Source organism: Streptomyces chrestomyceticus JCM 4735 (assembly GCF_003865135.1).
GTDB classification, from domain to species: Bacteria; Actinomycetota; Actinomycetes; order Streptomycetales; family Streptomycetaceae; genus Streptomyces; species Streptomyces chrestomyceticus.
Genome location: NZ_BHZC01000001.1, coordinates 20,678 through 47,019, shown reverse-complemented (window position 1 = coordinate 47,019; position 26,342 = coordinate 20,678). Strand labels below are relative to the sequence as shown.

18 protein-coding genes and 1 pseudogene are annotated in these 26,342 nt (G+C 71.5%); 8 read left to right on the top strand and 11 right to left on the bottom strand.

Features of this window, described 5'->3' with window-relative positions:
- Positions 1-1,572: 1,572 nt before the first annotated feature.
- Together EJG53_RS00185 and EJG53_RS00180 are read right to left on the bottom strand one after the other, a co-directional pair.
- A complete protein-coding gene (locus tag EJG53_RS00185) occupies positions 1,573-1,833 on the bottom strand; it encodes a hypothetical protein (protein ID WP_125042785.1) in 261 nt (86 codons plus the stop codon).
- A gap of 88 nt (positions 1,834-1,921) precedes the next feature.
- Positions 1,922-2,851, bottom strand: coding sequence for a hypothetical protein (locus EJG53_RS00180; RefSeq protein ID WP_244954885.1), 930 nt, complete (start codon positions 2,849-2,851; stop codon positions 1,922-1,924).
- 357 nt (positions 2,852-3,208) lie between these two features.
- Between EJG53_RS00180 and EJG53_RS00175 the strand changes: the two are divergent.
- Positions 3,209-3,648 (top strand): annotated as a pseudogene (locus EJG53_RS00175) (lamin tail domain-containing protein).
- On the opposite strand, the gene EJG53_RS00170 reads toward EJG53_RS00175, so the two are convergent.
- Positions 3,627-4,652, bottom strand: coding sequence for a hypothetical protein (locus EJG53_RS00170; protein WP_125042783.1), 1,026 nt, complete (start codon positions 4,650-4,652; stop codon positions 3,627-3,629). The pseudogene EJG53_RS00175 and the gene EJG53_RS00170 sit on opposite strands and share 22 nt — an antisense overlap.
- A 583-nt stretch (positions 4,653-5,235) precedes the next feature.
- On the opposite strand from EJG53_RS00170, the gene EJG53_RS00165 reads away from it, so the two are divergent.
- On the top strand, positions 5,236-5,994 hold the full coding sequence (locus EJG53_RS00165) for a MerR family transcriptional regulator (RefSeq protein WP_125049074.1): 759 nt from the start codon (positions 5,236-5,238) through the stop codon (positions 5,992-5,994).
- Between the two features lie 671 nt (positions 5,995-6,665).
- Here EJG53_RS00165 and EJG53_RS00160 read toward each other — a convergent pair.
- The 8 genes from EJG53_RS00160 to EJG53_RS00125 all read right to left on the bottom strand — a co-directional run bounded on the left by EJG53_RS00160 (position 6,666) and on the right by EJG53_RS00125 (position 16,570).
- Positions 6,666-7,433 (bottom strand): class I SAM-dependent methyltransferase, encoded by a 768-nt coding sequence (locus EJG53_RS00160; RefSeq protein WP_125042781.1) that lies wholly within the window; start codon positions 7,431-7,433, stop codon positions 6,666-6,668.
- Entirely contained in the window at positions 7,430-8,203 is a 774-nt protein-coding gene (locus EJG53_RS00155) for a response regulator (protein WP_125049073.1), read from the bottom strand. Before EJG53_RS00155 ends, EJG53_RS00160 begins: the two co-directional genes overlap by 4 nt.
- Before the next feature lie 128 nt (positions 8,204-8,331).
- Positions 8,332-8,733, bottom strand: coding sequence for a hypothetical protein (locus EJG53_RS00150; protein ID WP_125042779.1), 402 nt, complete (start codon positions 8,731-8,733; stop codon positions 8,332-8,334).
- Between the two features lie 47 nt (positions 8,734-8,780).
- On the bottom strand, positions 8,781-9,779 hold the full coding sequence (locus tag EJG53_RS00145) for an LLM class flavin-dependent oxidoreductase (RefSeq protein ID WP_167514995.1): 999 nt from the start codon (positions 9,777-9,779) through the stop codon (positions 8,781-8,783).
- 56 nt (positions 9,780-9,835) lie between these two features.
- Positions 9,836-11,701 (bottom strand): ABC transporter ATP-binding protein, encoded by a 1,866-nt coding sequence (locus tag EJG53_RS00140; protein WP_244954884.1) that lies wholly within the window; start codon positions 11,699-11,701, stop codon positions 9,836-9,838.
- Positions 11,694-14,969, bottom strand: coding sequence for a lantibiotic dehydratase (locus EJG53_RS00135; RefSeq protein WP_244954883.1), 3,276 nt, complete (start codon positions 14,967-14,969; stop codon positions 11,694-11,696). Before EJG53_RS00135 ends, EJG53_RS00140 begins: the two co-directional genes overlap by 8 nt.
- Before the next feature lie 32 nt (positions 14,970-15,001).
- Positions 15,002-16,273: a lanthionine synthetase LanC family protein gene (locus EJG53_RS00130; RefSeq protein ID WP_125042775.1), complete on the bottom strand. Its 1,272-nt coding sequence runs from the start codon at positions 16,271-16,273 to the stop codon at positions 15,002-15,004.
- A gap of 114 nt (positions 16,274-16,387) precedes the next feature.
- Positions 16,388-16,570, bottom strand: a complete 183-nt coding sequence (locus EJG53_RS00125) for a hypothetical protein (RefSeq protein WP_125042773.1) — start codon at positions 16,568-16,570, stop codon at positions 16,388-16,390.
- Between the two features lie 1,805 nt (positions 16,571-18,375).
- Here EJG53_RS00125 and EJG53_RS00115 point away from each other — a divergent pair.
- From EJG53_RS00115 to EJG53_RS00090, 6 genes are all read left to right on the top strand, one after another.
- Entirely contained in the window at positions 18,376-18,561 is a 186-nt protein-coding gene (locus EJG53_RS00115; protein WP_125042771.1) for a hypothetical protein, read from the top strand.
- 373 nt (positions 18,562-18,934) lie between these two features.
- Positions 18,935-20,206, top strand: a complete 1,272-nt coding sequence (locus tag EJG53_RS00110; protein ID WP_125042769.1) for a phenylacetate--CoA ligase family protein — start codon at positions 18,935-18,937, stop codon at positions 20,204-20,206.
- A complete protein-coding gene (locus EJG53_RS00105) occupies positions 20,203-21,501 on the top strand; it encodes an MFS transporter (protein WP_244954882.1) in 1,299 nt (432 codons plus the stop codon). The genes EJG53_RS00110 and EJG53_RS00105 overlap by 4 nt, the downstream gene beginning before the upstream one ends.
- Positions 21,498-22,634 carry a GNAT family N-acetyltransferase gene (locus EJG53_RS00100; protein ID WP_125042765.1) on the top strand — a complete coding sequence of 379 codons (1,137 nt, stop codon included), beginning with the start codon at positions 21,498-21,500 and terminating at the stop codon, positions 22,632-22,634. The genes EJG53_RS00105 and EJG53_RS00100 overlap by 4 nt, the downstream gene beginning before the upstream one ends.
- Complete coding sequence (locus EJG53_RS00095; protein ID WP_125042763.1) at positions 22,631-23,785, top strand: LuxE/PaaK family acyltransferase; 1,155 nt, start codon at positions 22,631-22,633, stop codon at positions 23,783-23,785. The genes EJG53_RS00100 and EJG53_RS00095 overlap by 4 nt, the downstream gene beginning before the upstream one ends.
- Positions 23,782-26,280 carry an acyl-CoA reductase gene (locus EJG53_RS00090; protein ID WP_244954881.1) on the top strand — a complete coding sequence of 833 codons (2,499 nt, stop codon included), beginning with the start codon at positions 23,782-23,784 and terminating at the stop codon, positions 26,278-26,280. Before EJG53_RS00095 ends, EJG53_RS00090 begins: the two co-directional genes overlap by 4 nt.
- The last annotated feature ends 62 nt before the right edge of the window (positions 26,281-26,342 follow it).

Genomic DNA, 26,342 nt, shown 5'->3' with positions numbered 1-26,342 from the left:
CCCTGACGCCGCAGCACCTGTATGAATCTCTCCGAGCCGACCAGTGCCGGGCCCACTGCAGTGAAGCGATCGCCGCTGCGACATCGGGGTCAGGCGGTCGGCGGGGCTGGCTCTCCAGCCAGTCGGTCAGCCCGCGCGCCAGCGTGGAGGACGCCTCGTGACTCAGGCAGGTGTGGGGGTCGAGATTGACCAGGAGGCCCTTGTCGTGCAGCGGCTGGGCCAGGTTCGGGCTTCGGTCGAGCGTCTCGGCTGCGAGATCCGTCGGCAGGGAGAGAGCCACTCCGTCAAAGAACAGCAGGAACGACTTGATATAGCCCTCATGGCTGGCTGGCCAGATCCAGTCAGGCGCATAGTAGAGATAGTCCCTGGAACCCTCGCGTTCGACCCCCATAGCGACGATGGTCCTCCGCGAGCAGGCCCTGTGCCCCTGCGTTTCAACTGTCTCCGCAGGACTCTCACCCACAACGCCAGTAGCTCCTGATGTTCTGCGCGTATGCGATCTCGCCTCGACCGTTGGTGCGATCTTGCGGGGACACCCCGGTGCTGCCCGGCCATCCGGGCCGAAGCACGCGGTTAGTCCTGCTGTCGTTCGCGAGCAGACTGGGCCGCACACGCCGAGACGCGAACGCAGCCGTAACGCCCACACCGCGCTGCGCAACGCCGCGACCGTTACATCCAGCAACTTTCCCGTAGGGCTGGGCGTGACTGACCGCAGGCGTCTGCCGCACTCCGCGAGAGGCCGGGGTGGACGTGCTGCAGTCGAGGTGGTGCCGGTGAAGGATCCGCTGCCGTGGAGGAAGGTCGGAACCGGGCCCGGTGTGCGCCGCCGGGCCGCTGCGGAGCCGGAAGTGCGGGACACCGAGCACAAGGCAAGGCGGGCGGTGCTGGGAGCGCCGCGTTCGGGACCGGCTCCTCTCCGGCCCCGAACCAGCGCCTCACCGCCCGTCGCAGGGGCGCAGGAGTGCCCCGAGGCGACGGGCTGCAGGCAAGACGGATCCGTGCGTCCGCTGCGGAAATGCGGATCCGGCGGCCTGTTGAGCTCCCGCCCTTCGGGCCGGACGGACGCGAGGGACAGATGTACCGGCCGGGGGCCGGGGGAGGTACGGTCCAGGGTAGAACCGCTGGTGTCCGCACTTAAGGAGCTGTCAATCGCCCCGGCAACACGCTGCGGCCCGTTCACTTCCGGGCGGCCGGCCCGGTATGACGGAAGACCTTCGTATCGCGAGGGGCTCCGAGCCGGGCCCCGCGCGTGTGTGCGTAGTTTCCGTCTTCTCGTAGTGCGTGGTCGCGGACGACGGGGAGACCTCCGCCGACGTACGTAAGGATCGTCTGACCGCCTGGGTAGACGAAGCCGACGCCCGCAGCCGGGCGGTGGGGCGGGCGGCTGCCAATCTGCGTGAGCGCGCCCTGGAGCAGATCGGCTGCTCCCGCGACCGGCGGGCGGTAACCGCCGCCCGCCTGGAACGCAGGGAAACGGCCCTGCGCCGCGGCCAGGCACAAGAGACACGGGAGCAGGGCGCCATCACACGCGAAACGGCCGCCACCACCGCTGGGCAGATCGCCGAGGACCACTCAACCCAGCAGGCCCTGGAATGGCCGGAGCGTTCGGCGCCCACCCAGGCAGCCGCCACCGTCAGCGCCCTGGCCGACATCCACGACGCCCTGGCCCGCGAGCACGAACAGTATGACCGCCCACAACAGGCACTGGCGTACCGCCAGCACGCCGAACAGGCCCGGCACACGGCCCGCGCGCTGCGCGCCGGTGCCGGGCCGGCACCAGCCGGTGCGCGCCTCTGGCCGAAAACGCGCACCGGCTCCAGAGGCTGCGCGCATCGTCTCTCACCGTGCGCGCCGCGCTCCGTGGTGGATGCGCGTTTCCGGCAGGCTGGACCGCTGCGGCCGGGCCGACGACACCCGCCGGTCAGCGCCACATGTGGCCGCAGGCGGCCATGGCAGGTTCCCGGAGCGAGGCGCGTTCGTCCAGCCGTCCCTGGCCGTACTGCAGCGGCTGGGCGGTGCGCGGATGGCGCCAGACGATGCCGTCGGCGGTGTCGGCCCAGAAGATGCCGTACTCGCCGTCCGGCGTCACGGCCCAGGCGGCGTAGGCGTCCGCGGTGTCCCAGGCGGCGAAGGCGATGCCGCGCAGGGTACGGGCGGGTACGGGGGCCGGCTGTGACCAGCGGCGGGCCGCGTCGTGGGAGAGCGCGCACCGGACGGCGCCGTCGTGGTCGGGCCAGGCCAGCAGCAGGCGGTCGGTGCGGCCCGGGCCGGTCCGGCCGGTGACCGAGGGCCAGGAACTGGCCGCTGCCGCCGGTCCCGGCAGGACGTTGCGGAAATTCCACCGGGTGCCGTCGGGGGAGTGGCACAGGCGGATCGTCCGGTCGCGGCCGGCGCCGGTGAAGGCCAGCCAAGTGCGGGTGGTGTGGGTGGTGGTGGTGCTGGGTCGGGAAGAGGTCATGGGCCAGCCGTTGAACAGCACCTGACCGGGGGCCCAGAACCGGCCGTCGAAGGCGGCGTGGAAGAGCCGTTCGTCCGAGTCCGGCCCTTTCCAGTACAAATGCAGTCCGTGGTGGCCGGCCACCACGGCGGGGGCGTGGCTGGAGCAGGCGCCGGGGACCGCGCGCGGCCCGCTCCAGCCGGATCCGTCGCTCACCGCCCACCACAGCACCTGATCATGTTCTTCGCGCCGGGCCAGATACAGCATCTCCCGCCATGCCGCCAGGGCCGGGCGTTCCATGGACATGGCGCCGAAGATCCGCTGCTGCGGAGTCCAGGTGATTCCGTTGCGGCTCTGGGACCACCACAGCCCGGTATCGCCCAGCGAACCCCGCCAGGCCATGTACAACGGCACGCCGCCTCCTGTCCCGAGGTTCGGTACGGGCACGGTCACCCGCATCACTGAAGATGCCCCGGCGGCCACCGGCGTTGCTCGGACAGGCAGATGTGCACTGTGTGGCGTACAGGGCTGGAGATCTTGCCGGGGATTGGCCGGGGCGGTGCGAGGCGGTGCGCGTGCGCCTAGGCGTGCGCGCTTGGGGGCAGAGCGCGGTGGACATGCGCAGGTCCGTGTTGCGTAATGGGCCGTCAAACCGTCAACTACGTCCGCCGACGCGGCCCCACAGTGCTGCTGCGTCCGGCGATCGGGTACTACCCGCCCCGTGCGTCGGGGCGGCTTCCAGAAGGATCACGTGATTCGTCTGCACCGCGTCTGGCCGCCGCTGCGGCGGTATCAGCGGCTCTGGCCACCGCCCTGGCGGGTCCGGCATCGGCCGCTGGCCACCGGCTGCCGGTTTCCCACCGTTCCCCGGTCGTGCTGGGCGCGGTCCAGGCCGACAGCCCCGGCCGCGACGACGGCTCCAACCGGTCCCTGAACGGTGAGTGGGTCACGGTGAAGAACACCGGACGCCGCGCGGTCAACCTCACCGGCTGGACGCTGACCAGCCGGCGCACCCACGCCACCTACCGCTTCCGCCTGGGCGGTTACCAGCAGGTCCGCGTGCACACCGGCCGCGGCCACGACAGCGCGACGTCTACCAGAACCGCCGCACCTACGTCTGGGACAACCGCCGCGACACCGCCGTCCTGCGCCTGGTCGGCTTCCTGCGTGCCCGGCAGCACGATCTGCTCTACCTCCCAGCTGCCCCGTAGCGTCTGGCGAGGGCGTGGAAGGCCTCCTTCGGTTCCCAGGGCATGTCCGGGTAGGCGCGCTGGCTGACGGGGTAATCACTGTGTTCATCCAGTATTTTGACGATGCCGTAAGAGGCGAGATCCTCGTCCGGCCCGGTCGTCCGGTGGGGTGTGCTGAAGCCGGCGAAGCTGAACCAGAAGGCCGAGTCGACGCCTACCTCCTCGAAGACGGCCATGAGGTCTTCGAGGTACCTGACCTGCTCGCCCTCGTCGCGCACGAGGCCGGGTCTGAGGGTGATGCCGTCGCTTTCCTTGGCCATGTACCAGCCGGCGCCGCCGTGCTCGCTCGCTCCCCGGTAGGTGCAGCAGCCGGCCTCCATGACGGCGACGGGCTTGCCGCGGGCGCATTCCGCGCGCAGGTCGGCCCGGTAGGTGGCAGCGTTGCGCTGGCCCCGGAAGGCGTCCAGGCCCACGATGTCGAACGGGGTCCAGTCCACGCCGTCCAGGGGGCAGGAGGCGTAGCTGACGCGGCCGCCGAAGAGCGGCCGCACGGTGCCGGCGACCTCTGCCAGGAAGGTGTTGACCTTGTCGGGGATGCCCCGGAGTGCGGCTTCGCGGCCGGGGCCCGCCAGCACCGGAACGCGCTCGTTGAAGATGTCGCCGGGCAGGTAGCCGCGGGCGAAGATGCTGAGTTCGCAGCCGGTGACGAGGACGACCTCGGCGCCGTCGCGCCGCAGCCGCTCCGCCCGCTCGGCGCAGTCGGCGAACAGGGGCAGCATCTCGGCGTCCGTCAGCTCGCAGGGGAACGGGGAGAACCAGACCTCCAGCCCGGCCTGCGCCGCGTACCGCGCCGTGGTCTCGATCCGGTCGGGGTCGCCGCCGGTGATGCGGACCGCGGTGCAGTGCAGGTCTTCGGCGACGACCCGCATGTCCCGTTCGGCGTCCCGAGGGGCGAAGACGGGGCGCGAGGTGTCGCCGTTGGGGAAGGTGCCGGTGTCGTAGTGAACGCCTTTGCCGCGCAGCATGACAGGTGCCTCCGGATGGGATCGCTGGGAAAGCGGTGCGTACCGTACGGAGCGATCGTGCAGGTTCCCGCTGCGTCAGCTTCAAGTCCGGCAGGGTGCAGCGTTTGTGCTGCGGCGCATTCGGCTTGGGACACGGGTCCTGAAGCGTCGGCGACCAGGGCAAGGCCAACTCCTACTGCTCGCCTGCTGCGTGCGGGTGCGCTGCGAGTGTTGAGGTGCGGGTGGATCGCCCCGGCCCGGCAGACGGCTCAGGTCGGCCGGGCCGGCGTACGTACGCCGGGCGGAGCAGCAGATGGTGGACCAGCACTCGGCGGAGCCGGACGGCAAGGCTGGTCGGGAGCCGACCTGGAACTTGACCACAGCGGGGTTGAAGACTCCGGCCGAAGGCAATGAACTGCCGCCGCGCCCGCCGACCGGCACCGGGCCCAGGGGCATCACGGCCGGGTTCAGGCCGCACTGCCTCGCGGTGACGGCGATGTGCTGGAATCCTGGGGCGCGGCTTGAAGCTGCCGCAGGGGAAGCTTCTACCGTTGTGGACAGGGCTGGAAAGTCCGGCCCGGTCAAGAAGTACGCGGGGGTGGCGATGGCCTGGCCGACTGCGGAAGTCGCCCGGATGTCGGGGGTGACGGCTCGGGCGCTGCGGCACTACGACGAGATCGGTCTGCTGCCGCCGGCCTGGGTCGGGTCCAACGGCCACCGCTACTACGAGGAAGGCGAGCTGCTGCGACTGCAGCAGATCCTCGTTTTGCGGGCACTGGGCCTGGGACTGTCCGAGATCGGCAAGGTTTTGGCCGCGCAGGTCGACGAGGTGGAAGCCCTGCGGGGTCATCACCGCCGCCTGCTCGCCGAGCGCGACCGGCTCGACGCTCTGGCCGCAACGGTCGCCCGCACGATCGCCGCATCGGAGCGGTCCAGGAGGGACGGCACACCTTTGGTCATCAACCGGCCGGAGAATCTGTTCAAAGGGATCGAGCCCACGCAGTACCGCGAGAGCCTGCACGACTTCCCGGAGCTGGCCGGGGCGATCGACCGGCACACCGCGACACTGAGCGAGGCCCAGGTCGAGGCCGGACAGCGCGAGCGTACCGTCCGGATGATCCGGCTGGCCGAGCTGATGGACGCGGGCACCCCCGCCCACGCCGAACCGGTGCAGGCTGAAATCGACGCCCAGTACCAGGCGCTCACGGAGCTCCGCGCCGTATCCGCCGAGGAGTACCGCGCGATCGGGCGTTCCTGCGTGGACAACGAACCATGGCGCGCGGCCTACGAGACGATCGCACCGGGCCTGGCCGCCTACCAGCGTGATGCCATCGAGGCATACGCCATGACCCGGCTGAGCTGAGGGAGCCGGGCCGCCACCACGGAAACGGCCCACGGCGGCGGCTTTGTGGTGCGAGCAGGCCGGAGCGCCCGCGGAGCCGGGGCGCTCTCCTCGCTGGCCGACGGGCCGCCGGGCGGGCCGTACGGCGGGAGGCGCGCGCAGCACCGTACGGTCCGAGGTGGTGGTGGAGAGATCAGGCCGACCACCAGGCCGCGCCCACCGAGTGGCACCGCTTCCGGCATCGGCCGCGTGCGGTGCGGGTAAGCGAGGACCTGGACGTCGACGAGCTTCCCGTCGCCTCGTAAGGTGGTCGATTCTCGGCGGGGGATACCGGAGCGGCAAAACGGTTCCTTCAGCGTTGAACGAGAGAGGATCGACCGCCATGACCTCGTCCGCCTCATGCCCGGGTGCCCCGCTGTCCTGCCCGTCCGATCAGGTCGGCAGGTGCGCCTGGTGCCATCAGCCGTGCCATCGCTACGGCTACGGTGAGAATTCTCTCTGCCTGGAGCCGGTCCGTGCCGCGCAGGGCCGGCCCCTGCCGCAGGTGGCTGTCTGACCGGTCAGGTGTCGGGGTGCAGGGCTTGGCGCAGCAGGGTGACGGGGGCGGCTGCCACGGTGGCGTCCAGCTTGCCGTTGTCGTCGGGCGCACTGCCGCTCGGGGAGCCTGCCGCCGGGAAGAGCGCGCCGGTGCGTCAGCCGGCGGTGGCTGACGGCCAGGGGGAGTCGGGGTCCGGTTCGTACACCGAGACATGCCGCAGGCTGGAGGCGGTGTACGGGGTGCCCCACCAGTCCTCCGAGCGGTCGACCAGGCGCAGGCCGGACAGCTCGGCCAGCAGGTCGATCTCGAAGGGGAAGGCGTAGCGCAGTACGTGTTTCCGGGTCGCCGGGGCGTCGCCGTCGACGATGGTGTGGGTCGAGAGCATGAGTTGCTGCGAGCGGTCCACGGTCAGGGTGTCCAGCATGACGGCCCGCTCGTCCAGGTGCCGCATGGAGAAGTCGGGTTTCTGCAGGTAGTGGTACGGCGCCGGGTCGAACGCTTCCAGAATGAAACGGCCGCCGGGGGCGAGCTGTTCGTGGGCCAGGCGGAGGCAGCCGAGCTGCTGCTCCTTCGTGATGGCCACGAAGAAGGTGTTCAGGACGAGGGTCACGGTGTCGAAGACCTGGCCGGTGCCCTCTTCGGTGAAGTCGCCGAGCTGCGCGGTCACCGTCTCCTGCGGATCACGTCTGCGCAGCTCGGCAAGCATGGCCTCGGAGCCGTCGAGGCCGTGTACAGCCAGGCCCCGCCCGGCGAGCGGGACGGCGATCCGTCCCGTACCGACGCCGAGTTCGAGGACGCGGCCGCCCGGCGGGGTGTGGGCGGCGATGAACTCGACCGCCTGGTCCGTGTCCTCGCCGATCGGGTACATCCGGTCGTAGATGCTCGCCAGCTTCTGGTCGTAGATCGCGTTGCCGAGGGTCATGGTGCTGGTCTCCGAGGGGTGGGGTGGTGGAGGTGAGGGGGGTGTGCTGTCTGCCCGGATCCGCCCCGTGCCGCCCCCGGCTCCCCCGATCGCTCAGCGGGTCTCGGCGGGGTGGCCAGGGGGCGTCTCCGGGCGGCCGCGGCGCGGTGGGCGACCACGGCGGCCTGCACCCGGTTGGTCAGACCCAGCTTCGTCAGGATCGTGCTGACGTGCTCCTTGGCGGTGGACGCGCTGAGCAGCAGGTGGCGTCCGATCTCCGCGTTGGTCAGTCCTTCGGCGAGCAGTTCGAGGACCTGGTGCTCGCGCTCGGTGAGCGTGCCCAGGCGCGGGTCCGGTTCGTCGTGACGCATGCCGGTGTCGAGGTAACCGTCGATGACGATCCGGGCCGCCGCGGCGGACAGTACGGTGTCGCCGGCGGCCAGCACCCGGACCACGTGGGCCAGTTCCTGCGGTGTGGCGTCCTTCATCAGGAAGCCGGCCGCGCCGGAGCGCAGCGCCGCGGCGATGTCCTCGTCGGTCAGGAACATCGTGAGGATGGCGACCGTGGGTGGCGCCGGGCGGGAGCGGATCCATTGGAGAGCGGTGAGCCCGTCGACGTCCGGCATCCTGAGGTCCAGCAGGACTACGTCGGGCCGGTGGGTGTCCACGGCTTCGAGTACGTCCCGTCCGTCGCAGACCACCGGCACTTCGATGTCCGGCTCGCACTCCAGAATGCGCTGCATACACGTCCGCAGCAGAATTTCGTCATCGACGATCATCACGCGAATCATCACGCCCTCGTGTGCATGACCCCTCGGCCAATATCACGTTTAAGGTACCAATGCGGTCGGCGGTCCGGGCAATGGGGGCGGGGGGAAGGCGTGACGGCGTGCGTCGCGGGCGTGAATTCGGAACGGGGTCAGGCCTGGGCGGGCATGGTTTCCGTGATGAGTTTCAGCAGTTCCTTGTCCCAGGTCGTCAGGAGCAGTTCGAGCTGCTTGGTCACGCCGTCCTTCGTGGTCACGGTGCAGTCCACGGTCGTGCCGCCCCGGCCGCCGCCGGTTGCCGACGTGGCCGGGGCCGAGAGTCGCAGGCCTTTCGCGCCGGGGCCGTCCAGGAAGACACCGGAACGGTTCAGGGTGATGCTGCCCCGGTGCATCGCGGGGCCCTGTGCCCGAATACGGAACCGGCAGCGCAGGGTGACGGTTTCGCCGCGCCGGAAAGCGGCGGTCTTTCGCGCTGAACGGGACCTGTCAAGGCCCTTGCCGCCTATCCACAGCACCAAATCCATCAGGGAATGCAGTGCGAATTCCAGAAGCATGGGTTCTTCCCCTCAGCCGGGACGACTCGAATGGGCAAACTGGGCCTTCACCGGGCGGGGGCCATCCGGCCCGTCCGGTCGCGCATCGCCTCGGCGATGGCCCGTACATCGTTCAGCGCCGCCTCGGCTCCTTCGGTCAGCAGGACTCCGGCACAGCTCAGCGAAATCTCCGTCGCCCCGGCCATACCGTAGCCGGTGAGCTGGCTGGCGACCTCTTCAGGTGTGCCGTAGGCGAAGACACCGCCGTCGACCAGGCAGCCCGCTCCGGCCCACGGGTCGGCGACGTCCACGGCCAGGCCGGCCGAGCGCAGCATCGAGGCGTAGTGCTCGCCGGTCAGGTGCAGTTCGTGCGCGGCGAAGGCGAGTTTGCGCGGGTCTCGGCCGGGTCTGCGTACGGCACACGGCACGATCGTCGTCACCCTGGGAGCCGGGCGGTTCCGGGAGGCGGCGCCCTGTGCCAGCGCGGGCACGAGGGTGTCCTTCAGGTGAGCCTTCGGGGTGAGCAGGGTGACCGCCACGTCGGCCACCTGGCCCGCGGTATACGCCATGCGCGGGCGCAGTGTGCCGGCGCCGAGCGACACCGGCGGGTGCGGCACCTGGATCAGCCCCTCGTCCACCCGCACATACCGCCCCTCGTACTCGACCACCTCGCCGTCCAGGAGCCGCCGCACCACCGTCAGATACTCGGAGACGGCCGTACGCGGGCTCTCGTACGGCGCTCCGCGCAGCGCCGCCACGAACTCCGGTTCGCCGGCGCCGAACCCGGCTACCACCTCGGCGCCGGTCAGCAGCGCCAGGGACCTGGTCTGCACCGCCGCGTCCAGCGGGTGGCGCAGTGCGGTGAGGGCGACGCTCGTGCCGACGGGTACGCGGATGCCGCGCCCAGCGAGGTACGCGAAGGCCTGGTGGGTGTCGACCAGCACGGACTGCCCCAGGTAGAGGCGTTCCAGGGGCAGGTCCCGGACGGCCGCGCCGAACGCGGCGAGGTGGTCCAGGTCGTACGCCATGAGCGGGTACATGAGGGACAGGGCGGGAGCGCGGTTCACGGGAGCTTCCTGGGGGGTTTCCATGGCAGGTGGGACGGACGGCACGTCTGCGGCGGTCATGCGGTGGCCTCCGGCAGGTAGGCGTCGGCCTGGAGACGGAAGAGGTAGGCGTAGGTGCCTCCGAGGCTGAGCAGTTCCTCATGGCTGCCCTCCTCGATGAGCCTGCCGCCTTCCACGACCAGGATCTTGTCGGCGATGCGAACGGTGGAGAACCGGTGGGACACCACCAGGGACGTCGCCTGCGAGCAGATGGTGCGCAGCTGACCGAAGATGTCGGCCTCGGCCTCAGGGTCGATCGCGGCGGTCGGCTCGTCGAGGACTGCGACCGGCGCGTCGCGCAGGAAGGCGCGGGCCAGGGCGATCTTCTGCCACTGGCCGCCGGACAGCTGGTGGCCGCCCTCGAAGCGGCGCCCCAGCGTGGTGTCGTAGCGCCCCGGCAACTGGTCGACGAACTCGTCGGCGCCGCTGGCCTGGGCGGCCACCCGGATCCGGTCGTCGTCGCCGAGGTCGTCGAGGTGGCCGAAGCCGATGTTGTGCCGTACGGGCATCTCGTAGCGGATGAAGTCCTGGAAGACGACGCCGATGTTGCGCTGGAGGTCGTCGGTGTCGTACTCCTCGATCGGCACGCCGTCGATGAGGATGCGGCCGCTGTTCGGCTCGTAAAGACGGGCGAGCAGTTTGACGACGGTGCTCTTGCCCGCACCGTTCGACCCGACAAGAGCGCAGCAGGTGTCGGCGGGGATGAAGCAGCTCAAGCGGTCCAGGGCGGTGGTTTCGGTGCCCGGGTAGCGGAAGGTGACGTCCTGGAACTCGATGCCGTGCGTGAGCCGCCGCGGGAACGGCCGCGAGCCACCGGTGATGCCGCCCTCGGGCAGTGACAGGTAGTCGAAGAGGTTCCCGGTGAAGAGCGTGTTCTGGTAGAGCGTCGCCACGCCGAGCAGCAGGCCGGTGGCCGCCGCGTGTACGGCGCCCAGCGCCTGGAGGTAGCCGGCCAGCTCACCGAGCTTGCCGTTGCCCGCTGTCGACCTCAGGGCGAAGACCAGGGCGCCTGCTGAGCAGGCCACGCTGACCAGGCCGAGCGCCGCCGACCAGCCGTGCCGACGCCTGGCCAGCGACCGGTCGACGCGGAAGAAGCCCTGGACGAGGGCGCGGTAGCGGTCCACGAAGTAAGGGCCGAGTTGGTAGAGCTTGACCTCCTTGTAGGAGGTGTCCGTGGTTGTCAGGTCCTGGTAGTAGAACGCGCGGCGCCGGTCCTGGGCGCGGTGGTACTCGATGGCGTAGCCCTGTTTGCTGAACACCACGTGCGCGGCGAGCGCGGGCAGCGGCGCCAGCAGGATGGCCAGGGCGATCCAGGTGTTCCAGGTGAACAGCACCCAGCTGACCGTCACCAGCGAGGCCAGTGAGGTCAGCGTCCGCATCATCTCCTCGAAGACCTCGAACGCCGTACCGCTGCCGCTCTCCCGCAGGGCGCGCTGCAGCCGGTCGTACGCCTCGGGATTCTCGTACGCGCTGAGGTCCATCCGGGTCCCCTTGACCATCACCTGCTCGCCGATCTTGGCGGAGAACTCCAGCTGGAGCAGCGAGTTGAGGTACTGCGACATCGAGGAGACGACGTGTTCGGCCACGGCGAGGGCCACCAGGCCGGCGGTCGCGGGGGTGAGCCGGTCCAGCGCGCCCGGTACGTGCAGGACCGCGTCGACCACGGCCTGTACGGCCTGGGCGGTCAGCCAGATGCCGGTCGCGGGCACGGCCGCGGTCAGGGCCGTGGCCACCACGAGCGCGGAGACACGCAGGGGGCTCAGGCCCCAGAAGGAGCGCAGGACCAGGGCCCAGTAGCGCAGGTCGCGGGAGAGGCGGCGGTGCTCCTCGGGGACGGCTGGCTGGTCCGGCAGCTCGTGGTCGGTCGTCGGGCCGTCAGTCACGGGGCCTCCCTCGAAGGCAGTTCAGGACGTGCCCCCACACCACGTAGCAGCGGTTCTCGGCGGCCCGGTCCATCGGCAGCAGGCGGTTGACCTGCATGTGCGCGAGACTGGCCAGGATCGCGTCCCGGGTGCCCCACAGCGTCCCGGCCGCCTCCGCTGCCGCGACGGCCCGGGCTGCGGCCCGTACGGCTCCGGCCTGGCCGTCGAGTACGGCGGCGAGGCGCTCGTGGTGAATACGCCCCAGGGGGTGCGGGCGGCGGTCCCAGGGGGCGAGCAGCTCGCACAGGTAGTCGCGGTCCTTCTTGTACTGCTCGCGGGCCTCCGGGTCCTCGGCGGGCCTCGGCATGGCGGCGAGCCGTTCGCGGACATCGAGGCCCCACTGCACGTACAGCGCGTCGACGGCGGCGAGGGTGACCGCCTCGGGCCGCAGGCCGGGCTCGCCGTCCCACAGGAGGCGCAGGAGAGCTGTGGAGACGGAGCTGTTGGCCGCGAAGACCTGCTCGGCCTGGTCGTACACGGCAGGCCCGCCGTACCGGCTGACTTCCGGGTGGTACGTGGCGACCTCGATCCGCTCGGCGAGGCCCCGGCCGACCAGCGGGCGGCACCCGTCCAGGAGCGGGCCCAGGGCGGGCGGCGAACCGGGTGCGGTACGGACCCGCAGGCGCAGGTGCGGGTCGGGGTCGGCGTAGCGGATGTAGAGCCACCGGTCGACGACGGCGCCCGCGTCAGCTAGGCCCTCAATGACGCCGGGCAGTTCGACCGCGGCGATCTCGTCGTGCAGCTCACGGGCGGCGTACAGCTTCAGGTACGACCACTCGGAGCCGGGGAGGTGGACGGGGTGGGCGGCGGGGTGGACCTTGTGGCGTATCCGGTCCTGCGCGGACGCATGGGATCCGTGTGCCTCTTGGACCTCACGGGGTTCACCGAGCGCACGGGCTTCACAGGACTCACGGCCTTCGCGTCCCCTGGCCAGCAGCGGGACGACGACCTCTGAGAAGTGGCCGCGTCCGGCGCTGTCGCGCAGCCACGCCTGGTCCGGCCCCGGCAGCGCCTCTTGGAGCGTGATCTGCTCGGCGGCGGTGCACAGCGCGGCCAGCAGCTCGTCCACGCAGGCCGGGTGGTCGAGGTCCAGGAGCAGCCGGTTGTCGTCGTCGGCCAGGTAGACGAGGCGGGGGACGTTCCAGGTGCGGCGCCACTGGGTCACGTCCGCGGCCGTACGGAGCACGGGCCCGGGCACCGGGGCAACGCTCATAGCCGTACCCGTACCGCTCTGCGCGCCCGGATAAAGGTTCCACTCCGCCGCCCGCACGACCACCCGCCCCCGCGCCACGCGCGGCAGGTACGGAGCGCCCTCGACAGGCCCCCAGGTGAAGCCGGTGGGGATGGTATACCGGGCCCGGGAGACCTCCAGGAGGAAGCGGCACACGTTGGGGGCGCCGAGCGGGCTGAGCATGTGGTTCTGGACGACGACCAGTTCGCGGCCGAGGCGTGCCGAGTACAACCGGAAGCCGTCGTCGGTGGCGCCGACGTGGATGTCATCGAGGCCGATGGTCCGGTCCGCTGCCCCGGCGGGGGCGACGTTGACGGGAATCTCGTACGTGTGGACGGCGGGCCGGATCGCCACGTTGGCGCCGCGCCCGTTGCCCGGCAGGTACGCCAGCTCGGCCACCACGGCGTCGGGCTCCAGGGCCTCGCGTTCCCGGGCGTACGCGCGAAGCCGTTCGGTGGCGGCCTCCGGAAGGAGGTGGCAGAACCGTCCGAAGGTGCGTCCGCCCTCGCCGAGACCGTCGCTGTTGAGCACGGCGTGCCAGTCACCGGCGTCGATGGCGTCCGGTCCGGCGGCGGCAATCTGGACATACGCATCGATACCCGGGCAGACGAGACGGTGATCACCGTCGGCGTCGGCGGGCAGCAGCCTGGCCAGTACCTCGTCGCTCAGCTCCACCACCTCGGCCCCGTTGCGCCACGCCTCGGACGCCAGGGCGACGAGGGCCCGCGCGGTGTGCGGGTCGCCTTCGCTGCCGGGCTGCTGCATGACCATGGCGCGGGGCGGGTTGAGGTAGCCGTTGGGGGCGTCCAGGCCGCGTTCGGCGCTGAGGAGTTCGAGTACGGGTACGAGGGCGTCGGTTCCGTAGCGTTCCATGAACGCCTGGTGGTAGGGGACGAGATGGTCGTATCCGGTGGGTGCCGCCTGGGCCAGCCGGGCCAGGCAGCCGACGGCTTCGGCGATCTCGTCGGCCACCTGGCGGTTGAGGACCGTCTCGGCGGGGCCGGGGGTGGCGAGGGTGGAGTCGGCCTGGAAAGGCTGGTACCGGTATCCGGGTACGAGGGTGCGCTGGGTGAGGCGCAGCTTCTCCAGGGCGCCCGTGTCGCCGTAGACGGCGTCGGCGGTCAGGCTGACGATCTCGCGCAGTGCGGCGACAGCGGGGTGGGCGACGCCGATGGCGGTGAGCCGGCCGAGGACGTACGCCGCGGGGCGGGGCTCGGTGACGGGCGGCCGCAGGTCGGTCACGAGCAGGCCGAGTCCCGCCAGTTCGGTGACGAACACGGTGATCCGTTCTCGCCCGGCCGCCGGGAACCGTTCGGTCAGCGCGGCGATCAGGTCGGCACAGGGCACGGGTGCGGCGGGCGGCGCCAGCCGCCGGATGTGGTCGAGCGGCGCGGTATGGCGCACCCGTACGGAGCGCCGGTCGGCGTTGCCGTGCACGTCGGAGAAGGGCAGTACCAGGCGGTCGCCCACTTGGTACGCCATGGCGTTCACGGACACGCTGAGCTGCCCGAGCACCTCCGGGTCGCCTTCCAGGTCCCGGACGAGGGCCAGCAGCCAGCCCATGTCGGCGCGCAGGCGGGAGGAGGCGAGGGCGGTGTCACCGAGGCGGGCGGTGGTGGCCGCGCCGAACGTTCCGAGGGCGACGCCGGAGAAGGCGCCGAAGGGGGTGGGGCGGGTGCTCATGCGGGTGAGGTAGCGCAGGGCGCGGGAGTGCACGCGCCGTATCGCCTTGCCGCTCGCGCACCCCTGCGTAGCACTGTCCGCGCCCCTGGTCCTGGCGAGCCCGTCGAGCAGCCCGCTGCCCGCCGCGACGAGCCCGTGGCGTACGCGGGGGTCGTCGGCCATGGCGCGCAGCCGGGCCCGGGTCCGGCCGGGGTCGTGGTCGGCGAGCGCCCGGCGCCAGACGTCGACCGGCAGAGCGGGGGCGCGCAGGAGGTGGAAGTCGAGAGCTTCGTACTGCGGCATGAGGCGGGTGGGGTCCTTGTCCGTCGTCGTCATGGTCACTGGGAGGCGGCCACGGCCGCTCGCCTTCATCGCGGGAAGAGCACCCGCCACCAGGCCGGCCGGTGGCCGGCGCCGGTCGCGGTGGCGCGGAGAGTGAGGGCGATTCCGGCGGCGCCGGTGAGGAGGCCGGGGTTGTCGACGAGGTGTCCGGTTGTCTCGTGGTCGCGGTAGACCAGGGGCTGTCCGGGGTCAGCGGCCGCGACCAGGTCCGTCACGAGCCGGGGCATCGCGCGGGCGGCCCCGGCGCTGCCGTGCGTGGCGAACTCGTGGGCTAGCGCGACGAGTCCGGCGCGGCCGTGGCACACGGTCGGCGAACGCGGTACGTCCCCCGCCGCCACCCGGCCGAGCAGCCCGTCGAGCGCGGCGCACGCCCGTGTCTCCAGGGCCTGGTCACCGGTCGCACCGGCGACGGCGAGCAGCCCAGCGGCCACTCCGCCGGTCCCGTGGCACCAGGCCGGGGCGGTTTCGGCCGCACCGGCGCGATCCGGGTCCGCGTCCGGCCCCAGGGCCACGTATCGCGGCCACTGGAGCTGTCGCCCGTCGCCGGTGCCGGCCGCCAGCAGCCACCTGACGAGCTGGTCCGTCACCTGGCGCTGTCTGGGCAGCCGGTGGCCGTACCGCCAGGCCTTGGCGAGGGCGGCTGCGATGCCCGCCGCTCCGTGGGAACTGCCGGTGTCGAGCCGCCCCTGGACGGCCCACCGGCGGTCGGCGCCGACCCACAGGAGGTGACGCAGGCACCGCAGCAGTGCCTGTTCGGCCGACGGGGTCGGAGGGCGGACGGCGCACAGGTGGGTGAGGAGGCCAGCGCTTCCGTAGATCAGGTCGTAGTGGTGGTCGGCGACGGCTTCCGGGCCGTGGGGCAGGTCCATAGCGAGCACCTGTTGGCACAGTTGCTCGTCCAGTGCGGCGAGGCTGGGCAGGAAGCGGGGCTCGTCGGCCGAGGCCTCGCGCAGGACGAAGGCGAGTCCGGCGGTTCCATCGAACAGTCCCGGGTGCGTGAGCGCGCGCTTCCGGGTAGCGGCGAACGCGGCGCGTACGAAGGAGAACGCGCGGTCGAGCGACTGCTCGCATTCCTCGTCGCTGCGGGCGGTACGGGCGGCGTGCAGGTGCAGGAGCGCCAGCCCGGCGTGGCCCTCGCTGAGGGAAGCACCGTGCCAGAAGGACACGTCGCTCTGCCCGGCGGCGCGCGCGGCGTACGCGTCGGCGCTCGCGGGACTGTCGAGGCGTTCCCGGATCAGGTCCGCGACGGTGTGGGCGCGCGCGGCAAGTCTGTACGGCAGCAGGGGCTTCGGGTGCATGGGGTGGGCTCTGGGAGTTCTCGGGTTCTCGGCTTCTGGATTCCCGGGTTATCCGGAGAGGCCCTCCGGTTCTGCTGGAGGGCCCCGTGTGATCGGACGCGATCGGCAGTAGGGTCAGCACTTGCCGTTCGTGCGGACGGCGGCACAGGCGGCCGTCAGCTTGATCGTCTGGCGGATGGTCTGCTTGGCGACCCACTTGCTGGCGACGCGGGAGGCGACGCTGGCCACCGGGGACAGCTGCGTCTGGACCGGGTCGGCAGAAACAATCACGCGGGCGTCAAGGTTGAACTCGTCCATGAAAAAAGCACCTTTCATTCCGTGCAAAAGGACCGCCAGGAAAGGAACTCCGGCGAAGTTCCGGAGGCGGGCCACAAGAAACGTAATGACGCCCGGGGGCCTGCCGAAACCCGCCGTTCTGACAATTCCGGCCCCTCCGAACGGCCGGTCCGTGCCACCCGCCCGGCGGGGTATTGGGCGTCAGCGCCCTTGTAGGGCATCCAGTCCCACGGCCATGCACAGCGCGAGGGACCGGGTATCCAGCTCCGGGTCCTGGACGCGGATGACGTACCGGCCCCGTATCCCCCCACTTCCACCCGACCGCCAGCACCGGCTCTCCGTCGCGTACGAAGTCGAAGTGGTAGACGAACGGCGCGGGTGGCACGGCAATGACCGGAACGACCGCGTCGGCCAGCTCCCACGCCCGTCGCGCCAGCGCGACACCGACGCTGCGCTCCTTGCCGACGGCGGCCCGGCCGCCCCGCGTCAGGCGCCAGGTGGACCGCAGCAGCGAGCCTTGACGCCCTTGCGGAACGTTCCGACGGGCTCTCCGTCGGCGCCCCGGACGTCGTACGTGGCCCCCGAGGTCGATCACCTTGCGGGCCTTGAAGCCGCCCAGTTCCCCGGTGCGGTCCTCGTCGGATCACAGAGTCAGCTCCTCCTTCAGCGCGAACCGCTTCTGCTCCGCGAACGACGACCGCACCACTTTCCGGCGCCGTGACCACGTACCAGTTCACCAGCGGCGTGACCTTCTGCGGCATGAGGAATTCCGTGGGCTGCTCCATACGGGAACCGTAAGCAGCGGCAGCGGCCCTCTCCGTACACCTCAAGGCGGAACACCGGCCACCCGGTCGGCGGGTGCCAGGCAGCCGATCGGCCGGTGGCACTGAGGTACGTCCCGCCACCTGCCGCACGTCGGCAAGTCAGTCGCTGCGTATGACGCCACGGGGGTGAGGGCGTGTTTCCCCGAAAGGCAGTTGGCCGGCGGGGCTAAGAGTTTCCTCGGCCAGCGGCAGTCCGCTGAGGCGCTCGATGTTGACGGCGATAGCCGTCAGGACGGAACCGCACCACGACGGCATCGTCGTAATCGCCGCCAATGTGTCCTGGCTTCGCGGCCGTGAGGAACCGTCGGCAGACACCGGACAATCTGCCCGTGCCGGAACGACTGGTGGCAACCTGCTGCTACGACCTCGTTGAGGTAGCCAGCGGCGGCCAGCGGCTGGTGCGAGTTTCCCCGGAATGTGTGGGGACGGGCCCGTGCTCGGAGGAGAGAGGTTCTGCTGGCTCTGACACTGCACACCCTGCCGCCTTGTCGTCAACCACCCCCAGGTCCGCCATTCATCTGAATCGGGGTGGGCACCACACCTGTTGCAGTCACTAGCCTTCGACTCACTGGCGCTGAGCTGCACGAAGTCACCTCTAAGACCTCACACCACAGTCGCTCCCCCTGAGAATCGTGGACCGCTGCCCTGCAACCGGCAGGCCAGGGAGCGCAGCACATCACTGACGGCTCCGTCGTCGCCTCGGCGCTTCCTCCTGTCGGCCCGTGCCTGCACGCGGCGAAGCAGGCCGACGGTCAACATCGCGGTCCCGCAATGAAGCCGAAGTCGCATGTACAGGTGCGCACACCCACACAACGGCCTGCCCACACCACCGATGCCCCGGCGAGAGAAGCCCTACCCGGACGGAGGTGGCCCCCGACCGCCAACGGGGCGTACCACCGAAGCGGTCAACACCAGCCTCTTGCGAACTTCCCACTTGTAACGTCGCCACTCGCGCACCCCGCCGCCAGACGGCAGACTCGACGCTGTCGGAAGGATGAGTTCATGAGCGCACAGCCGGTACACCACGGCGACGGCGGTCCGCCGCCGCTGCCCCGCACCCAGAACGCGGTGGCCGCGGCCCTGCCGCCGGCCGACCGCATGGAGTTCTACCGGGAGATGGGCGAGGCCGACGAGACCGAGCTGCTGGGCGTGCTGCGCCGCTGGTGGCTGGGGGCCGCCACAAGATGAGGATGGCCGGCCCCCTCGGCCTGCTGCGGTCGGTAAAACCCTGACTGCTCGGCGAACCTTTCGAATGCTGATACCGGACGCCGTATTTGTATGAGGTATCGGCCGCATTCTCGCTGAGCCGGATCCGGTTTCCGGTCACGACCCCGGCGATTCGCGTTCAACTCTCAACGGTCGTACGAAGCAGTGCTGACGGTGCGATATATTCCTTTACACCACAAAGGTTATGATCGTGCGTCAGGTCGACAGTGACCGACCCGATGGGCCGGCGCACCGCGCTTGACGCGACGCCCGGCAGGCAGGCGGCGAGCACCGACCCTCGTCATGCCGCCCAACCCTGCGTACCCCGCGTTGTCACCCACAAGGCAAAGGCTGCATGTACGTCCACCAGCTATCGGACCTCATACGTTTCGCCCGTCATAACTCTCCTTTCTACGCCGAGCTCTACGCCGGACTTCCCGACCGGGTCGAGTGCCTCACGCAACTCCCCTTGGTGGACCAGAACGCGTTCTGGCAGGCGAACGCCCTCCACGTCAATCGTGTTCTGACCGGGCCCCTCTCCGAAGCCGTCGTCTACAAGACCGGCGGCACCACCGGCGCACCGAAGTTCTCCTGCTACACACGCGAGGAATGGCGGGAATTCACCGCCGCTTTCGGACAGGGACTCCTCGACGCGGGACTGCGCCCCGGACACCGCGTCGCCGACCTCTTCTACGCCGGCGAGCTCTACGCCAGCTTCCTCTTCGTCCTCGACTCGCTCGCCCAGGCCCCCGTCGACAATGTGCGCCTGCCCATCGGCGGCGCCGCCCCGCTGGAGTCGACGGTGTCCACCCTGGCGGACTTCGCCGCCCAGGTGGCGGCCGGTACACCGACCACCCTGTGCCGGCTCGCCGAACACCTGGTCGCGACGGGTCGTCAGCTTCACTCCGTCGAGTTGCTGTTCTTCGGTGGCGAGGCGCTCTTCGACGACCAGCGGCGCCTGCTCGCCGCCGGCTTCCCGCACGCCGAGCCCCGCTCCCTCGGCTACGCCAGCGTCGACGCCGGCCTCCTCGGCCGTCCCGTGCCCGGCCCCGATCCGCGCGTGCACCGGGCGTTCAGCCCGCACACCCTCGTCGAGATCGTCGACGAGACGACCGGCGAACCCGTCACCGAGGCCGGCCGCCCCGGCCGTGTCCTGGTGACCAGCCTCTTCCGCCGCCTCATGCCCGTCATCCGCTACCCCGCCGGCGACCGGGCGGAGTGGACCGACCCCGCGGCCGGCCACTTCCGCATCCTCGGCCGGGCCGAGGAAGGCGTCCGCGTCGGACCCGTCTCCCTTTACACCCAGGACGCCCACGCCGCCGTCGCCGAAGCGGACACCGAGGGCCGCGTCACCGGCACCCAGCTCGTCGTCCGCCGCTGGAACGGCCGCGACGGCCTTGTCCTGCGCCTGGCCACCGCGCCCGGCGACGACGACCCGGCCGGACTCGACGTCCTCGCCAGGGAGATCGTCACCGCGCTCAACACCGCCCGGCCGCTCTACCCCGACAGCGAACGCGCCGGCATGGTGCACCCGCTGACCGTGGAATGGGTCCGGAACGGCGACCTTGCGGTCAACCCCCGCTCCGGCAAGCTCGTCCGCGTCCTCGACGAGAGGCCGACCGCGTGAGCACCCCCGACCCCTCCGGCGCGCCCACCAGCCGCCGGCTGCCGCTCGTCCTGCGCAACCGCACCTTCGGCGCCGTCTGGCTGGCCCAGGTCCTGACCCAAGCCGCGGTGCGCATGTTCCAGGTGGGCGTGGCCTGGTGGCTGGTCGCCTACGCCGTCGGCGGCGGCCGCGGCCTCGCCTCCGGGCTGTTCATGGCGGTCAGTACCCTGCCCGCCGTCGCCCTCGCCCCCGTCGTCGCCCGGGCCGTGGCCCGCTGCTCCCACCGCTTGCTGCTGCGCGCGGCGGCCGGCACCGCCGGGCTGGCCGCGGCCGCGCTGGCCGGCTGGGCGTACGCGACCGAACTCCCGCTCGCGGCGGCCTACGCCGCGACCCTGGCCCTGGCCGCCTGCCAGGCCTTCTTCGACCCCTGTCTGACCACCTCCGTGCCGGAACTCGTCGACGGCGAGGACATCGAGGCCGCCACCGGCTTCGAACTCTCCACCCAGTCCCTGGCGAGCCTCGGCGGCGCCCTGCTCGGCGCCCTGATCGCCGACGGGGCCGGCGTCGCGGGCCTCGCGGTGGGCTGCGCGGCGGCCTATCTGACGGCCGCGCTGCTGCTGACGGCGGTGCGTTTCCGCCCGGCCGCCACACCCGGGGCTGCCACGGCGGACGACGCCGCCGGGACCGGAGGGCGGACACTGCGCCGGATCCTGTCCGGTCTGCCCTTCGTCCGCAAGATCCTGCTCTGCTTCACGGCCGCGAACCTCTTCACCACCGCCGTCTTCGTCGTCATCCCGCTCTACACCCGGTCCGTGCTCCACGACGACGGCTCGACCGTCGCCCTGCTGGAGGCGTCCCTGGGCACCGGCACACTGATCGGCTCCTTCACCGGAGCGCGCGTACCCGGACGACCGACCGTCCTCGGCTCGTACTGCCTGGCACTGATGTCGCTCGCCCTGGCCCTGCCTGGTCTGCTGACCGGACGGCTGGTCTTCGCCGGCTCCCTCGTCGTGGCCGGCTGGTGCGTGGGCGTCATCGGCGTCCGCTTCGTGGCCCTCTTCCAGCGGCTGGTCCCCGCGGCCGACAAGCCCGGCTTCTTCGCCGTCATGCAGGCCGGGCTCGGCGCGACCTTCCCACTGGCCTCCCTGCTCTTCGGACTGCTCGGCGACCAGCTGCCCGTCCGGGCGCTGTGCCTGATCCAGGCGGCCGGCCTGCTGCCCGCGGCCTGCGTCCTCACCCTGCTGCGCGAGCGCACGCCCGGACCCGCCGACCCCGCACCCCTTCCCGAAACCGTCCCCGTCGGAAGCGAGCGATGACCCCCGAGCTCCAGGCGGCCACCCCCGCCGACATCGCTGATCTGCGCCAGCTGTACTACGCGGTCTACGGACCGCACTACCCCGCCGGACTCGGCACCGACCCCGCCGAGATGGCCCGGCTCATCCAGGACCCGCACACCCACTGGCTGGTCGCCCGTCGGCCGGGCACCGGCGCCCTCGTCGGATCTGCCGCCGTCCACGGCGAGCTCGTCAGCCGCATCGGCCGGCTCGAAGGCCTGGCCGTGCACCCGGAACACCGCACCGGCGGACTCGCCGGAGCGCTGACCGAGGCACTGTGCGAACGCACCATCGGCACGGGCCTCCTCGACTCCGTCTACGCCACCGTCCGCACCGTCAGCGCCGGTCCCCAGCGCGTCGTCGCCCGCAACGGCTTCCGCGCCCTGGGCATCCTGCCCAACGCCGTCGACCTCAGCCGCCGCGAGAGCCTTGCGCTCTACGCGCGTCACTCCTCAGGGGTGCTGGACCGCCGCGTCCCCGTGCCCGAGGTCCCCGCACCGCTGACGCCGCTGCTGCGCGCCGTCGAACAGAGCCTGGGCGTCAGCTACGCCGACACCCGGGCCACCGCCCCGCTTCCCGCCCCCGAACGGCCCGCCGCGGGACGGTTGGAGACGATCGAGGCACCGGCGTTCGTCCGCCGCCGCTTCCGCGAGCGCTTCCCCGACGCCGACGGCTGGTTCTGCCCCCTGCACACGCCCAATGTGCTGCTGATGCCCGACGACGGCCACTTCGAGGTCTACGCCTACGTCAACCGCACCGGCAGCTACTGCGCGCTGATCGCCGCCCACCCCGGGCCCGCCGCGGCAGCGGCCTGGCTGGAGCCCATTACGCGCACCCTCACCCGGGCCGGCGCCGGCTACGTCGAGGCCCTGGTGCCCCTGGACCGGCACGACCTGCTCTCCGCCTTCCTCGCCCAGGGCTTCATCCCCAGCGCCCTCTACCCGGCCATGCGGGCCGAGGGCTACGGCTTCCACGACTACGCCGTGATGACCCACACCAACGAACAGATCGACTTCCGCGGCGTCGTCGTCGACGGGCCGCTACAGCCCTATCTGGACTCCTACGCGTCGGCCTGGGCGTCGACCTATCTGCCCACCCTCGAGGTTGCCTCATGAACAGCCACCTGGCCCCGATCGCCGTGCCGGACCCCGGGCTGCTGCCCCGGGTGCAGGAGCTGTGCGATCTGACCGCCCCCTACGCTACCGGCCCCGCCGAGGACGAGCTGTTCGCCGCCGCCATGGCCGAGATCAACGCCTGGCACGCCGACCGTTCCCCGTTCTTCCGCTCGCTGTACGAGAGCACCGGCACCGACGCCGGCGCCCCCTACCGCGCCCCGCTCGTGCACGCGAGCCTCTTCAAGCGGCACGAGCTGCTCTCCATCCCGCGCGACGCCGTCGACCTGCACCTGACCTCCTCCGGCACGACCGGCCAGAAGTCGCAGATGTTCTTCGACACCTGGACCATCCGCTCCGCCCAGCGCATGGTCGCCCGCATCTTCGACCACAACGGCTGGATCACCCCCGGCCAGGAGGTCAACTATCTCCTCTACAGCTACGAGCCGGTCCGCGACCTCAAGCTGGGCACCTCCTTCACCGACAACTACCTGTGCGACTTCGCCCCCGCCCGGCAGGTCGCGTACGCCCTGCGGAACACCGGCGGTGGCCACGAGTTCGACCCCTTCGGCTGCGTCGAGGCGCTGCGCCGCTACGAGCGGGACGACGCGCCCGTGCGCATCCTGGGCTTCCCCGCCTTCCTCTGGTTCACCCTGGAGCGGATGCGCGCCATGGGCCTGCCGCCCCTGCGCCTGTCCGAGGACTCCCTGGTGATCCTCGGCGGCGGCTGGAAGGGCAACGCCGACCGGCAGATCGGCAAGGACGAGCTGTACGCCCGGATCACCGAGCAGCTGGGCATCCCCCCGGAGCGGATCCGCGACACCTTCGGCTCCGTTGAGCACTGCATCCCGTACATCGAGTGCGACCACCACCGGCTGCACGCCCCCGTCTGGTCGCGCGTCGCCATCCGCTCCACGCGCACCCTGGAGCCGCTGCCGTACGGCGAGCGGGGCTATCTGCACCTCGTCTCGCCGTACATCACCTCCGTACCGGCGCAGAGCGTCCTCATGGGCGACCTGGCCTCCCTCCACCCGGGCGAGGAGTGCGGCTGCGAGCTGAACACCCCCTGGTTCACCGTGCACGGCCGCGCCGGCGTGAGCCGCAACCGCAGCTGTGCCGTGGCCGCCTCCGAACTGATGAAGGGAATGTCGTGACCGAGACGAACCACCAGCACTACTGGCAGGGCGCCTTCGTCGACGACGACGAGGCGGCCCGCCGACTGGCCGGCCTGCCCGCCGCCGTCGAGGCCGCGCTGGCCGCCCCCCTGGATACCGAGACCGTGCTGGCCGCCTGCGACCGGCTGGCCACCGCCCTGCGCGACCCCGCGCACCCGGTGACCGCCCGCCTGGCCGCCCATCTGCCCGACGACGAGGACGCCTCGCTCCTCACCGAACTCGCCGCCTTCCTCAGCCGCCCCGAACTGACCCGCAAGCTCCGCCGCGAGCTCGGCGGAGCCACCCCCGAGCGGCTGGGCCGGCCCGACGCCAAGGAGACCGTCTACGAGGCGTGGGCGCCCGTCGGCATGGTCGCCCACATCGCCCCCGGCAACGCCGCCACCGTCGCACCGCTCAGCATTGTCGAGGGACTGCTCGCCGGGAACATCAACGTCCTCAAGACCAGCAGCGCCGACACCCTCCTCGCCCAGCACCTGCTCGCCGAACTCGCCGCGTTCGACCTCACCGGGGCCGTCGCCGAGCGCGTCGTCGTACTGCGTTTCCCCTCCTCCCGCCAGGAGTGGCTGCGTCTGATGTGCGCGCCCGCCGACGCGGTCGCGGTGTGGGGCGGCGAGGCCGCCGTCGAGGGTGTCGCCGCCCACGTCCCGCCCGGCTGCCGCCTGGTGGAGTGGGGCCACCGGATCTCCTTCGCCTACCTCGCCTCGGACGCCTGGCACGACGGGGCCACGCTGCGCGCCCTCGCGGCGGACGTGTGCCTGCGCGAGCAGCAGGCGTGTTCCAGCCCGCAGGTCGTCTACCTCGACACCGAGGACGTCGACGAGGTCTTCGCCTTCGCCGAGCGCCTGGCCGGCGCCCTGGCCGCCGTGCCGCCCGCGCCCCGGGGCGAGGAGCTCGGCCCGGCCGAGGAGGCCGAGATCACCACCACCGAGCTGTTCGCCCGCCTGGAGGAGCACCTCGGTCTGACCCGCGTCCACGCCGCCCCCGACGGCTCCTGGCGCGTCATGGCCGACACCCGGCCCGCGCTCACCGCCTCCCCGCTGCACCGCAGCATCTGGGTCAAGCCGCTGCCCCGCAAGCACCTGATCGCCACCCTGCGGCCCATGCGCCGCTACCTGCAGACGGCCGGTATCGCAGGCAGCCGCGCGGACGTCGCGGAACTCGCCCGCACCGTCCTGGCAGCCGGTGTCACCCGGGTCACCCCGGTCGGCGACATGCTGGGCAGCTACCCCGGCGAGCCCCACGACGGCGTCTACGCCCTCCAGCGCTACAGCCGCCGCGTGGCCGTCCGGGCCGACGAGCGTTTCGCCACCACCGCCTGCCTCGACGACCTGATCCGCCCGGTCGACGTCCCGCCGCCCGCCGGGCCGCTGTTGGACAAGGCCGCCGTCCAGGAACGCAACCGCGAGGTCGGCCGGGCCGACGCCGAGCTGTACTTCCGCAGCGGCGGTAGCACCGGCAGCCCCGCCCTCTCCCTCTTCACCTATGACGACTACGACACCCAGATGCACGCCGCCGCCCGCGGCCTGCTCGCCGCCGGCTACGACCCGGCCCGCGACCGCACCGCCAACCTCTTCTACTGCGGCGACATGTACGGCGGGTTCATCAGCTTCTTCTCCATCCTGGAGCGGCTCGGCGGCGTCCAGCTGCCGATGACCGCCGGCCCCGACCACCGGGCCACCGCCGAGACACTGATCGCCCACGAGGCCGACACCCTCTTCGGCATGCCCTCCTACCTGTGGCAGCTCCTGCACGACCAGGCCAACCTGCTGCGCTCGTACGGTGGCATCCGCAAGATCTTCTACGGGGGCGAGCACTTCACCGCCGAACAGCGCCGCGTCCTGGCCGAGACCTTCAGCATCGAGACCGTCCGCTCCATCACCTACGGCAGCACCGACCTCGGCCCGCTCGGCTACCAGTGCGTGGAGAGCGAGGGCAGTGTCCACCACCTCCACGCCGACCTGCACACCCTGGAGATCGTCGGCGTCGACGCCGACCGCCCGGTGCCCCCGGGCGAGACCGGCCGCCTCGTCTTCACCACCCGCGCCCGCCGCGGTCAGAAGCTCGACCGCTACGTCATCGGTGACCTCGGCCGCGCCGTCCCCGGCCCCTGCCCCTGCGGCAGCCGGGCCCCGCGCTTCGAACTCCTGGGCCGCACCGGCGACGTGATGCGCGTGGCGACCTACTTCCTCAACTACCGCCGCTTCGTCACCCTCGCGGAGGAGACCGGCTACAGCGGGGAGCTCCAGCTCCTGCTGTCCGCCGACGGCCCGCGCGAACGCCTCACCGTCCGCGTGGAGCACACCGGCACCGGCATCGACCACCTGCGGGACGCGCTCCTGGCCGGCTACCCGGAGCTGCGCACCGCGGCGGACGAGCGGCTGCTCGACGTCGCGGTGGAAGCGGTGGACAGCGCCGGCTTCGCGCGCACGCCGACCACCGGCAAGCTGCGGACGGTGGTGGACGCCCGCGGCTGACGCCCGCCAACGGAGTGGCCTTATGATCATCCCGATTCGAACACAGGAACAGGGAGTGGGCT